This is a genomic window from Streptomyces sp. NBC_00846 (genome assembly GCF_045207325.1).
Classification (GTDB): Bacteria; Actinomycetota; Actinomycetes; order Streptomycetales; family Streptomycetaceae; genus Streptomyces.
Window position 1 is genome coordinate 7,788,539 of record NZ_CP108846.1, and the last position, 12,275, is coordinate 7,800,813.

12 protein-coding genes are annotated in these 12,275 nt (G+C 69.7%); 10 read left to right on the forward strand and 2 right to left on the reverse strand.

What is annotated here, in order from left to right:
• Window positions 1-44 precede the first annotated feature (44 nt).
• The 10 genes from OG936_RS35895 to OG936_RS35940 all read left to right on the forward strand — a co-directional run bounded on the left by OG936_RS35895 (window position 45) and on the right by OG936_RS35940 (window position 9,913).
• Window positions 45-485: a helix-turn-helix transcriptional regulator gene (locus OG936_RS35895; protein WP_406499974.1), complete on the forward strand. Its 441-nt coding sequence runs from the start codon at window positions 45-47 to the stop codon at window positions 483-485.
• Window positions 486-495: 10 nt separating this feature from the next.
• A complete protein-coding gene (locus OG936_RS35900) occupies window positions 496-906 on the forward strand; it encodes a VOC family protein (protein ID WP_266751399.1) in 411 nt (136 codons plus the stop codon).
• 921 nt (window positions 907-1,827) lie between these two features.
• The gene (locus OG936_RS35905; protein ID WP_266751401.1) at window positions 1,828-2,430 is read left to right on the forward strand and encodes a helix-turn-helix domain-containing protein; all 603 of its coding nucleotides are present in this window, start codon (window positions 1,828-1,830) and stop codon (window positions 2,428-2,430) included.
• A gap of 72 nt (window positions 2,431-2,502) precedes the next feature.
• A complete protein-coding gene (locus OG936_RS35910) occupies window positions 2,503-3,624 on the forward strand; it encodes an ABC transporter substrate-binding protein (RefSeq protein WP_406499975.1) in 1,122 nt (373 codons plus the stop codon).
• A 3-nt stretch (window positions 3,625-3,627) separates the two neighbouring features.
• A complete protein-coding gene (locus OG936_RS35915) occupies window positions 3,628-4,503 on the forward strand; it encodes an ABC transporter permease (protein ID WP_383759367.1) in 876 nt (291 codons plus the stop codon).
• Complete coding sequence (locus OG936_RS35920) at window positions 4,500-5,291, forward strand: ABC transporter permease (protein WP_383759369.1); 792 nt, start codon at window positions 4,500-4,502, stop codon at window positions 5,289-5,291. The genes OG936_RS35915 and OG936_RS35920 overlap by 4 nt, the downstream gene beginning before the upstream one ends.
• The gene (locus OG936_RS35925) at window positions 5,281-6,465 is read left to right on the forward strand and encodes an ABC transporter ATP-binding protein (RefSeq protein ID WP_406499976.1); all 1,185 of its coding nucleotides are present in this window, start codon (window positions 5,281-5,283) and stop codon (window positions 6,463-6,465) included. The genes OG936_RS35920 and OG936_RS35925 overlap by 11 nt, the downstream gene beginning before the upstream one ends.
• Window positions 6,462-7,868 carry an NAD(P)/FAD-dependent oxidoreductase gene (locus OG936_RS35930; RefSeq protein ID WP_406499977.1) on the forward strand — a complete coding sequence of 469 codons (1,407 nt, stop codon included), beginning with the start codon at window positions 6,462-6,464 and terminating at the stop codon, window positions 7,866-7,868. The genes OG936_RS35925 and OG936_RS35930 overlap by 4 nt, the downstream gene beginning before the upstream one ends.
• A gap of 15 nt (window positions 7,869-7,883) precedes the next feature.
• Window positions 7,884-8,270: a cupin domain-containing protein gene (locus OG936_RS35935; RefSeq protein ID WP_406499978.1), complete on the forward strand. Its 387-nt coding sequence runs from the start codon at window positions 7,884-7,886 to the stop codon at window positions 8,268-8,270.
• Window positions 8,267-9,913: an amidohydrolase gene (locus OG936_RS35940; protein ID WP_406499979.1), complete on the forward strand. Its 1,647-nt coding sequence runs from the start codon at window positions 8,267-8,269 to the stop codon at window positions 9,911-9,913. The genes OG936_RS35935 and OG936_RS35940 overlap by 4 nt, the downstream gene beginning before the upstream one ends.
• 221 nt (window positions 9,914-10,134) lie before the next feature.
• On the opposite strand, the gene OG936_RS35945 is transcribed toward OG936_RS35940, so the two are convergent.
• Both OG936_RS35945 and OG936_RS35950 read right to left on the reverse strand, forming a co-directional pair.
• The gene (locus tag OG936_RS35945) at window positions 10,135-11,118 is read right to left on the reverse strand and encodes a phosphotransferase family protein (RefSeq protein WP_406499980.1); all 984 of its coding nucleotides are present in this window, start codon (window positions 11,116-11,118) and stop codon (window positions 10,135-10,137) included.
• A gap of 209 nt (window positions 11,119-11,327) precedes the next feature.
• Window positions 11,328-11,801 carry a hypothetical protein gene (locus tag OG936_RS35950; RefSeq protein ID WP_406499981.1) on the reverse strand — a complete coding sequence of 158 codons (474 nt, stop codon included), beginning with the start codon at window positions 11,799-11,801 and terminating at the stop codon, window positions 11,328-11,330.
• Window positions 11,802-12,275 lie beyond the last annotated feature (474 nt).

Here is a 12,275-nt window from a genome sequence, read left to right on the forward strand (position 1 = left end):
CAGGTCGGTGGGTTGCTCACGGAGCGGGGGTGTACTTTCGTTGCATGACCCCGCAAGACCTCGCCAACCTCGCGCACCTGCGCCGGGCCCGGGATCTGATCGACCGCGAGTACGCACGCCCGCTCGACGTTCCTGCGATGGCTCGCCACGCCCTCATGTCGCCGGCGCACTTCTCGCGGCAGTTCCGCGCCGCCTATGGGGAGACGCCGTACAACTACCTCATGACCCGCCGTATTGAGCGGGCGATGGCGCTGCTGCGCGCGGGAATGAGCGTGACCGACGCGTGCATGGCGGTGGGCTGTACCTCGCTCGGCTCGTTCAGCTCGCGATTCACCGAGCTTCTGGGGGAGCCGCCGAGCGTGTATCGCATCGGGGAGCACCATGCTGTGACGGCGATGCCCGCATGCGTGGCGAAGGTACGCACCCGGCCGACCAGAGACGCATCGAGCAGGATTCGAGAAGCGGCCCGCGACAGCGCCGCCTAGCGTTGGCCGCATGAACATCGCACTCCAGTACTGTCACATCACCGTCAACGATATGGATGAGTCGCTGGCCTTCTACCGTGACGCGCTCGGCCTCGAGGTGCGCAACGACGTCGCCTCGGGCGGATTCCGCTGGGTCACCCTCGGCAGCGCGGCCCAACCGGACGTCGAGATCGTGGTCTCGGAACCGCACGCCGGTCGATCCCAGGCCGATGGCGACGCGCTGCAGGAACTGCTCACCAAGGGTGTTCTGCCGCAGATCATCTTCCGCACCGATGATCTCGACGCGGCCTTCGAGAAGGTACGGGCATCCGGCGCCGAGGTGCTGCAGGAGCCCGTGGACCAGCCCTGGGGCCCGCGCGACTGCGCGTTCCGCGATCCGTCGGGCAATATGGTGCGCATCTCGCAGGGGCCGAAAGCGTAGCTTCGGCCGCGCGTCCTCGATCACGCGTCACGGCGGGCCGAAGGTTTCTTGACCGAGAGGTTCGTCCCCAGGCCCCGGATGTGTCGACGGCGGGTCCGCCGCGGCAGCGGGTGGTGACGAAGTCGATGACGGACGGGGAAGCCCGCAGTCCCGGCGGTTCAAGCAACCGCCGGGACTGCGGGGCGCAACCCGGCCGCGCAACACTGGCCGTGCCGGACGCCCCGGCCTACGGGCGGATTCCGTACCGGTCCGTACGTCTTCGCCGACCAGGAACAGCCGCTGCGCACCCTCCGGATGCCGTCCGGCGACTTGGCTGGCGTGCGTATGGCGAGCAGGTCGCGAACGGACATCTGCGGCACACCCAGCAGGTGCTTGATGGACGGTGACCGGAACGAGGCGCTGATCGCCCCGCCCGTGGCTCCCGGGAACGAGTGGCACGCGGGTGGCAGGAGCAGCTAGAGCTGTCGTTCGAGCACGTCGTGCTCACCCGGGTCACGGCTTGAACGGACCGCTCACCAGGCGACGCTGATACCCAGGCGAAAGCTCCTCGGGCACGGACGGGGTGTCGCGCCCCGCTACGACACCCCGAGGGGCCCTTGCCCTGCACCGACAGCCGTCCCTACCAACATGAAGCCGCCCGCCACCAGTACCTCCGGACGGTGCCGGCGCATCGCAGGCACGATGTCCCCGCGCAGCGGCAGGCCCGTCTCGACGCCCCGTCGGAAGGGCCGAGGCACTCGACCACGTCGACGCTGCGCGCGTACACCCCCCGCCGCCCCGGGACGGCGCTCCGGCGCACGTGCTCCGGTTACGTTCTGATGAAGGCCGTCCGCGGCCCTTGTGCGCCACGTCACCTCGGCATACGTTTCGTGCCACACCAGCGAACAAAGTGTTCGCTGACATCACATCAGGTGTTTACTCATGGCGGAGTCACCACTTTCCACCCCCTCCGAGGACGGCTCCGACGCGCTCGCCGACGAGGCGCTGGGTGCCCGCATCCGGGAGTACCGCATGAAGCGGCGCATGTCGCTGCGTGCCCTGGGGGCGGCTGCCCAGGCGAGCCCGGGCTTCCTCAGCCAGTTGGAGCGCGGGCAGGCCAACGCCTCCATCGGAATGCTGCGGCGCATCGCGGCGGCGCTCGGCCTCACCGTGGCCGACCTCTTCGACCAGAGCGGTCCCACAGGACCGCGAGTCGTACGGCGCGCCGACCGGCCGAAGCTGCAGACCGCCCCGGGGAGCCGGAAGTTCCTGATCTCCCAACGGCCGCTCGGTCATCTGGAGGTGTACGCGGGCGAGTTCGAACCGGGAGCCTCCACCGGCGACGACGCCTACACCCACGGGGACTCGCAGGAGATCCTCCTGGTGGTCAGCGGCAGCGTCCGGATCGAACTGGACGGTCACCCCCGCGTTCTGCATGCCGGCGACAGCATCGAGTACCTGTCCTCCACCCCGCACCGGGTCGTCAACGACGGTGAGACGCCCGCCGAGATTCTCTGGATCATCAGTCCGCCGACACCGGACTGACCCCCGCTCTCCTTTTTCCCTTCCCTCCTCTCTTCACCTCCCCGTCTTCATCCCTCGCTCTGGAGCACGACCATGCCCGAAAAGACCGGACGAACCGTCGGAAAAGTAGCAGCCTGTGGCGCACTGCTGCTGGCCCTCACCGCCTGCTCCGGCGGTGCCCCCGCCGCCCGAGACATCGATCTCGGCCCCGGCCCGGCCGCCGCGGGCACCGTGAAGAAGGGCGCCCTCGACGGCGTCACCCTCACGTTCGCCTCCTACGGCGGCATCTACCAGGACGGTCAGGAGACCGCCGCGGTCAAGCCGTTCGCCACCGAATCCGGCGCGAAGATACTCTCGGACGGCCCCACCGACTACACCAAGCTCAAGGCGCAGGTCGACTCGGGCAACGTCACATGGGACGTGGTGGACACCGACGCCATCTGGGCCGAACGGCAGTGCGGGAAGCTCCTCATGCCGCTCGACACCAGCATCGTCGACACCTCGAAGCTGCCCAAGGACATGGTGGGCAAGTGCTCGGTGCCGGCCATGACCTACGGCATGGTGCTCATGTACGACACGTCCAAGTTCGGCGCCAACCCGCCAAAGGACTGGGCGGACTTCTTCGACACCGCCAAATTCCCCGGCAAGCGCGCCATACCCGGGTTGGCGTCGGACGCGGCCCCCGGCCCGCTGGAGGCGGCACTGATCGCGGACGGGGTCGCCCCCGACAAGCTCTTCCCGCTCGATGTCGACCGCGGCCTGAAGAAGCTCACCGGCGTCCGCTCCTCCCTGGTCTTCTGGGACACCGGTGCGCGATCCCAGCAACTGCTGGAGTCGGGCGAGGTGTCGATGGCGATGGTGTGGACCGGCCGTGCCTACTCGGCCGTGAAGAACGGCGCGAAGTTCGCCCCGCAGTGGAACCAGTTCATGCCGGTCTCCGACTCCCTCGCCGTGCCCAAGAACGCCAAGAACCCCAAGGCGTCCATGGCCCTGATCAACTACTATCTGGGCGCCGGCCAACAGGCCAGGCTCACCGAGCTGACCTCCTACTCGCCGATCAACTCCGAGGCCGAGCCGAAGATCGACGCGGCCGCCTCCGCGTACCTGACCTCCACGCCCGAGCGCCAGGCGAAGGCCCTCAAGCTGGACAACGCCTGGTGGGCGCAGAACCAGGAACAGATCATCCAGAAGTGGTCCGACTGGCTGGCGCGCTGACCCATGACCGCCCTGATCGAGATCGCCGCCCCGGCCGCCGGCCGGCGCCCCAAGGGCACCGGTGACCGGTGGGGATGGCTGCTGCTGCCTTCGCTGCTGTTGCTGGCTGTGCTGTTCCTCGTGCCGCTGGGCCTGATGGCCTGGCGCAGCGTCACCGACCCGGCGCCCGGAGCGGGCAACTACTCCTGGTTCTTCACCAGCGACGTCGCCCTCGCCACCCTGGTCCGTACGCTGGCCGTCGGTGCCGTCGTCACCCTGGTGACGCTCGTGCTCTCCTATCCGTACGCCTACCTGATGACCGTGGTCAGCGCCCGCGCGCGGGTCTGGCTCACCCTGCTCGTACTGCTGCCGTTCTGGACGAGCCTGATGGTGCGCACTTTCGCGTGGGTGGTGCTGCTGCAGGACAGCGGTGTCGTCAACCAGTTGCTCGGCACCGTGGGGATGGGTCCGCTGCAGCTGATCCGTACCACCACCGGGGTGGTGATCGGCATGACGCAGGTGCTGATGCCGTTCATGGTGCTGCCGCTGTACGCGGTGATGAGCGGTATCGACCGGCGGCTGCTGGACGCCGCGCAGGGCATGGGGGCGCGCCCCGCCACCGCGTTCCTGCGGGTGTTCGTTCCCCTGTCGCTGCCCGGCGTAGGCGCCGGCGCGCTGACCGTGTTCATTACCTCGCTCGGCTTCTACGTGACGCCCGCCCTGCTGGGCTCGCCCGACCAGGCACTGATCTCGCAGCAGATCTTCACCCAGGTCAACGGGCTGCTCGCGTGGGGCAGGGGCGGCGCGATAGGCGTGGTGCTGCTGGCGGTCACGCTGGTCCTGCTGGGACTGGTCGGCGTCGTCCTGCGGCTCACCCGTACCCGTGGAGGTGCCCGATGAGGCCCGGCCCCGCGCGGATCGCGCTCTGGGCGTTCAGCGTACTGGTGGGCTTCTGGCTCATCGCACCGACGCTCGTGGTGATCCCGCTCAGCTTCACCGACAAGGCGTCCCTGGTGTTCCCGCCGACCGGCTGGTCCGGCCGCTGGTACACCAACTTCTTCACCGACCCCCGGTGGACCGAGGCGCTGCTCTCCTCGCTGCAGGTGGGCGTCCTGGTCGCGGTGGTGGCCACCGTGCTGGGCACCGCCGCCGCGATCGCGCTCACCCGGTCCGGCTCGCGCTGGGCGAAGTCGTCCTACGGGCTGCTGCTCGCCCCGATGATCGTGCCCACCGTGGTCGTGGCCATCGGCGTGTACGCGCTGTTCCTCCAGTACGGCCTGCTGGGCACGCTGTTCGGCTTCGTCACCGCCCACACCGTCCTCGCGCTGCCGTTCGTGATCATTCCGGTGACGGCGAGTCTGCGCGGCTTCGACCGGCGGCTCGAGGACGCCGCACTGATCTGCGGCGCGAGCCGGTGGGGTGCGATCCGTCAGGTGACGTTGCCTCAGATCGCCCCCGGAGTCGTCTCCGGCGCCTTGTTCGCCTTCGTCACCAGCTTCGACGAGGTGGTGGTCTCACTGTTCATCCAGAGCCCCTACCTGCAGACCCTGCCGGTGATGATGTTCGCCAGCGTGACCCGGGACACCGATCCCACCATCGCCGCGGCCGCCACCCTGATCATCGCCTTCACCACGGTGCTCGTACTGGCCGCCACCTTCGCCACCTCCAGGAGGAACCGTGTCCGCTGAGACCAGCCTCATCAAGGCGCGCGGAGCCCGCATCGAACTGGCGCAGGTGCGCAAGGAGTACGCGGACTCCGTCGCCGTCGACGACGTCTCCCTGGTCATCGAACCAGGCGAGTTCATGACCCTGCTGGGCCCCAGCGGCTCAGGCAAGACCACCACCCTCAACATCATCGCCGGGTTCACCTCCGCCACCTCGGGCACGCTGACCATCGGTGGTGTCCAGATGCAGGACCTGCCGCCGCACCGGCGTGACATCGGCATGGTCTTCCAGCACTACGCGCTCTTCCCGCACATGACGGTGGCTCAGAACGTGGCCTTCCCGCTGAAGCAGCGCAAGGTTCCCAAGGCCCGCCGCACGCAACTGGTCGAGGCGGCCCTGGAGACCGTACGGCTCGGCGGCTACGGCCACCGCAGGCCCAGCGAACTGTCCGGCGGACAGCAGCAACGGGTCGCCCTGGCCCGGGCCGTGGTGTACGAGCCCAGTGTGCTGCTGATGGACGAGCCGCTCGGCGCGCTCGACAAGAAGCTGCGCGAATCGCTCCAGTTGGAGATCAAGCGGGTGCACCGGGAGATCGGTTCCACCTTCGTGTTCGTCACCCACGACCAGGAAGAAGCGCTGGTCCTCTCGGACCGTATCGCCGTCTTCGACGACGGGGGCATCCAGCAGGTCGGCACCGCGAGCGAACTGTACGAGAAGCCCCGTAGCCTGTTCGTCGCCGAGTTCCTCGGCGAGTCCTCCACCGTGCGGGGGAAGATCGAACCGGACGGCGACGACTCGTGCCTGCGGGTCGGCGACCGCACCGTACGCGCACCCGGCCGGCCCGCCGACAGCACCGGCACCGGCACCGACGCCGCCGTCGTCGTCCGCCCCGAACACCTGCGGGTGCAGCCCGCCGGAGCACCGGTCGCCCCCGGGGCCAACGCCCTGCCGGCCCGCGTGACCCAGGAGATCTACCTGGGCTCCGGCCGCAAGCTCGAACTCGCCCTGCCCGACGGCACCGTACTACTCGCCCGCGAACAGGCCGACCGGCTGTCCGACGTCCGCCACGGCGACGAGGTCACCGTCGTCTGGGACGTCGAGCGAGGCGTCCTGCTCGGTGACACGCCCGGCACCACCCACACACCCACCCCCGCCGGCCGGACCCCTGCCGGCGTCGCACAGGAGAGCGGCCGATGAGCACCGCAACACCCGCCACCAGCCCCACCTTCGTCAACGGCGACGTCTCCTTCTGGTTCAGGGAGGGAGGCATTCCCACCCGTCGCCCGGCACTCCCCGGCGACCTGGACGTGGACGTCGCGCTCGTCGGCGGCGGCTACACCGCACTGTGGACCGCGTACTACCTCAAGCAGGCCCAGCCCGACCTGCGGATCGCCGTACTGGAGAAGGAGTTCGCCGGCTTCGGGGCCTCCGGCCGCAACGGCGGCTGGCTCAGCGCCGAGCCGCCCGGCCAGATGCGCCGCTACGCCAAGGCACACGGCCAGGAGCCGTCCGTCGCCATGCAGCGCGAGATGTTCTCCTCGGTCGACGAGGTCGTCCGCGTCGCCGCCGAGGAAGGCATCGAGGCCGACATCCAGAAGGACGGTCTGCTCCACGTCGCCACCAACGCCGCGCAGGAACGGCGGCTGCGCGACCGGCTGCCGTCACTGCGCGCCGAAGGCTGGGGCGAGGACGACCTGGTCGAACTGGACCGCGACGAACTCGGCGAACGCGTCCGCGTCGCCGGCGCCCGCAGCGCCCAGTGGAGCCCGCACTGCGCCCGCATCCAGCCGGCCAAGCTGGTCAGGGGCCTGGCCGACGTGGTCGAGCGGATGGGCGTCACCATCTACGAGAGCACCGAAGTCACCGAGATCCGCCCGCACGAGGCCATCACGCCGCACGGCACCGTCCGGGCGTCGTTCGTGATCCGGGCCCTGGAAGGCTTCACCTCCGGGCTGCGCGGACACCGCCGGTCGTGGCTGCCCATGAACAGCAGCATGATCGTCACCGAGCCGCTGCCCGCCACCGTGTGGGAGGAGATCGGATGGCGCGGAGCCGAACTGATCGGCGACGAGGCGAACTCCTACTGCTACATCCAGCGCACCACCGACGGCCGGATCGCCATCGGCGGACGCGGCATCCCGTACATGTTCGGTTCCCACGTCGACCAACGCGGCGAGACCCGGACCGCCACCCAGATGCAACTGCAGGCCATCCTGCGGCAGCACTTCCCGGCCACCCGGGACGTGGCGATCGACCACACCTGGTCCGGGGTGCTGGGTGTGCCGCGTGACTGGTGCGCCACCGTCCACGTGGACGAGCGGACCGGGCTGGGCTGGGCCGGCGGCTACGTCGGGCACGGCGTGACCACCACCAACCTCGCCGGACGCACCCTGCGCGACCTGATCCTGCGTCAGAAGACGGACCTCACCCGGCTGCCCTGGGTCGGCCGCCAGGTGCGCGGCTGGGAACCGGAGCCGCTGCGCTGGCTCGGTGTGCGCAGCCTCTACGTCGCGTACCGTGCCGCCGACCGGCACGAGAACTCCGGCCTGGAGCGCACTTCCGCCATCGCACGCATCGCCGACGTCATCAGCGGCCGCTGAAAGGAGCCGATCCTCGTGAACACCCCTGTGGACACCACCGTCTTCCCCGTCGCCTTCCTCGCCGACGCGGTGACCACCGACCTGCCCGCCGCCTGTCCCAAGCCCACCAGCACCACCGGTCAGCAGGAGACCGGCCACACCCTGTGGACGTCCCCCGACGGCCTCGTCGAGGTCGGCGTCTGGGAGTGCGACCCCGGCCAATTCACCGCCACCCGCGAGGGCTACGACGAGATCTGCCAGGTACTGTCCGGCACCGCCACCGTCGACACCGAAGGCGGCGAAAGTGTCGAACTGCGTCCCGGCTCCACCCTCGCCATGCCGGCCGGCTGGCGCGGCACCTGGCAGGTCCACGAAACGATCCGCAAGGTGTACGTGGTGCGAACCCACCGGGCCGAGGCATGACCCTCGTCCTGCACGGCGGCCAGGTGTGGACGGGCGACCACTCACGGCCGCACGCGACCGCCGTCGCCGTGGCCGACGGCCGGATCACCGCCGTCGGTTCCGACACCGAAGTACGGGCGGTTGCCGGACAGGCGGCCGAAACCGTCGACCTGGCCGGCCGGAGCGTGGTGCCCGGCCTCCAGGACGCGCACATCCACCCCGTCTGGGGCGCCATGGAGGCGCTGCGCTGCGACCTGACCGGCGCCGCCGACGCTGCACAGTGCACCGCCCTTGTCCGGGAGTACGCGGCGGCCGACCCCGGCCGTCCGTGGATCCTGGGCGGTGGCTGGGGCATGGACTGCTTCCCGGGCGGCTGGCCCACCAAGGAACTGCTGGACGCGGTCGTCCCGGACCGGCCGGTCTTCCTGCCCAACGCCGACCACCACTCGGCGTGGGTCAACTCGGTGGCGCTGGAACGCGCCGGGATCGACGCGTCCACACCGGACCCCGCGGCCGGGCGGATCGAGCGCGATGCGGCCGGCCGGCCCACCGGGGTGCTGCACGAGGCCGCGATGGACCTGGTTGCCCGAGTGATGCCGGAGAGCACCCCGCAGGAGCAGCGCGCAGCGCTCCGCCATGCCCAGGAGCACCTCTTCCGGTACGGCATCACGGGCTGGCAGGACGCCATCGTCGGCGCCTACGGCGGAGCCGGTGACACACTTGCCGCCTACCGCCGTGCGGACGCGGAAGGGCTGCTGAAGGCCCGGGTCACCGGCGCCCTGTGGTGGGACCGTGACCGCGGCCCGGAACAGCTGGACGATCTCCTGGCCCGGCGCGGCGAGCACGGCCGCCGGTTCCGGGCGGGCACGGTGAAGGTCATGCAGGACGGCGTGCTGGAGACCGGCACCGGCGCCCTGCTGGAGCCCTATCTCGACCAGTGCGGGTGCGCCACCGGCAACCTGGGCCACTCCAACGTGCCCGCCGAACTGCTCACGGAGGCGGTCACCCGGCTGGACGCGGCCGGCTTCCAGGTCCACTTCCACGCGATCGGCGACCGCGCGGTCCGCGAGTGTCTGGACGCGGTCGCGGCTGCCTCGCGGGCCAATGGAGTGCGCGACCGACGCCACCACATCGCGCATGTGCAACTGGTCGACGACGCGGACATCGGCCGGTTCGCCGAGCTGGGGGTGGCGGCCAACATCCAGTCCCTCTGGGCGACCCACCATCCGCAGACGGACGAGCTGGTCGATCCGCTGCTGGGGGAGGAGCGCGCCCGGCGCCAGTACCCCTTCCGCCGGCTGCTCGACAGCGGCGCCCGGCTCGCCGGCGGCAGCGACTGGCCGGTGACCACGGCCGACCCCTGGCAGGCCATGCACGTCGCGGTGCACCGCACCGAACCACCCGGCTCGGCGCACGCCCACTGGCCGGGCTCCGACCGCCCGTACGGCCCCGAGCAGCGCCTGCGGCTCACCGACATCCTGCGCGCCTACACCGCCGGTTCGGCATGGGTGAACGGCAACGACGACGAGACCGGCTGCCTGCGCGAGGGCATGGCCGCGGACCTTGCGGTCCTCGACCGGGACCTCTTCGCCCCCGGCACGCCCGTGGCCGGCACCCGGGCCGTGCTCACCCTGGTGGCCGGAGAGGCGGTCCACAGCGAGTAGATACACAGCGGAGTAGGGGGAGAGGCCGCCGCTTTTCGGTCGGAGGCGGCGGTCGCACCACCGCTCGATCCGGATCTACCGGCCGATCCTGCCCCGTTCGGTCACTGCCGGCCCATCCGGTTCCCCTGATTCGTGCCGGAGCCCGCTTCGAACGCGGGCAGCTTGTCGAGGGCTGGGAGAACTCGTGGCCTGAAGTCCTGCCCACGGGTGCCGAGCGGGATTCACGCGTACCGATCGAAAAGAGCCTGGATGTACTCCTCCAGCCTGCCGGACAACACGGTGGGGGTCAGATCGGTGCGGCCCAGTTCGTGCCAGGGGACGCCGACCTTCTCGGCATCCGGAGCGAAGGCCAACGCGTCCAGCAGCCGCCAGTACAGATGTGCCGCGGGCTCAACGGCCAGGGTCCCTCCCGCCGCGACGTACCGGTCGGCGAAGCCCATGCCTGTCGGAACTCCGTGCAGCAGGGCCAGTGCCGTCGAGCAGTGGGCCACGTCCAGGTCGGCCGGCCCCCAGGAGGCCTCCACCCAGTCGACGACGCCGCTGATCCGCAGATCGTCGTTGTCGCCCTCGAACAGAACATTGCCGGGGTGGAAGTCCCGGTGCAGGAAGCAGGGCTGGTAGTGCGGCGGTTCGCGTCGGATGACGTCCACGGCCCGCCGCCAGAGCTCGGGTCGCGTTGAGGAGCCAGGTGGGTTCACCCGTTCGGGCGTGGCCCACGCCTGATAGGTGCGGGGCCGGGTCTCCTCGGTGACCGGCACCTGATGGATGCGCAGGAGCCGGCCGGCCAGCAAGTCGGTGCGCCGGTCGGCTCCCTGGTCGGCCAGGCGGACGCTCCCGGGCAGCAGCGACATCAGCAAGGAGGGATGGTCGCAGTACTCCGCCGTCGCGTCCACGTCCACGAGGGTGGCCGCGGGCACGTCTGTCTCACCGAGCAGGCGCAGGATCATTGCCTCGCGCGACAGCAGGCCCTCCGAGTGCCGAAGGAAGAAGGGTTTGACGAAGGATCGAAGGACCAGCGAGCGTCGGCCGCCAGGCCCCGAGATGCTCAGACGGCGCATCTCCGAGGTCCACCCGCCGCGCAACCGCGTGACATCCTCGATGCGTTCCGACTCCGGCAGTCCTCTTTCCACCCAGGAGCGCGTCGCACTCCACTCCTGGCTCTCCAGGCCCCCACCGGTTCGCTCCGTGCCCTCACCTCTGTTCATGGGAGCCAGGCTATCGACCGCCCGATGGACACATCGCTCGGGCAACCCACCCACAACTCCCGGCGCATCCGACAGGCAGCGCCATCGGCTGGATGACTTGGGCGGTGGGCCCATGAACCGCCATCGCTATGTGCGGGAGCAGCGAACGATGGGGGAGAAGACAGGGCCCGGACGGCTGGTCCGGGCCCTGTCGTATACGGGACTGTCGCTCAGTCGCCGGTGTTGGTTGCCCAAACGGGCTGGTTGGCGTTGTTGTAGACGACGACGTTGCCGTCGTCCTGGACGGCGAGGTAGCGGCCCTTGTGCCAGGTTCCGGCGGCCCAGATGGCCTGGCCGGCCCTGTTGTAGATGACGAAGTTGCCGTCCTCCTGCATGACGAGGTGGTCGGCGTTGGGGTATACGTTCGGGGCCTGCCAGGCGGGACGGTTGTCCCTGTAGACGACGACGTTGCCGTCGCTCTGAACACGCAGGACGGTACGGCCGCTGCCGGACGTCCAGGCCTGGTTCTTGCCGAGGGTGGCGGGCCCGTAGAAGTGGGAGTCGCTCCGCAGGGCCTTTTGGAGCTGAGTGCTCTGGACGGTACGGCTGTTCTCCACGGCGTCAGCGGCAGGAACGGCGGCCAGGATGGGCAGGGCTGCGAGGGTGAGCGCGGGGAGTCCGCGCCACACGAGGTTCTTGATCACAACCCCGGATTTACACAGTCCGCAAATGCCTGCGACAGCCCCTGAGCCAAGAACTCACCCGTACGGTCCAGCGATTTCATCGCTGAAACGACACTGCTGGCGGCGACCGCTCTACCGAACTGCTGGTGCCGACCGCGCTACCGACGCCGTCCTCGTCCTGCTCTCCGTCATACCGATCTACCTCGCGCAGCGGCTGTCGTCGGACACTGCCTCCGGCAGCCGTATCTGATGGGAGCAACTCCCTCCCTTATCCAAAGAGATGGCTGAAACGCCAACCTTGGTACGGGAGGCGCCGGACGACGTTCTCATTCCGCCAGGGGTTCTCCCGGGCGTGGGCAGCGACTGACCGATCGCTTCGGAATGAGGTTCGGAGTCGTCTCAAGCAGATGTGGTTGCAGGTGAGTTGGAGCAGGGCCAGGTGGAGGCCGGCGCGTATCTCGTAGCGGATGCGGAATCTTTTGAACTGGTGGAGTC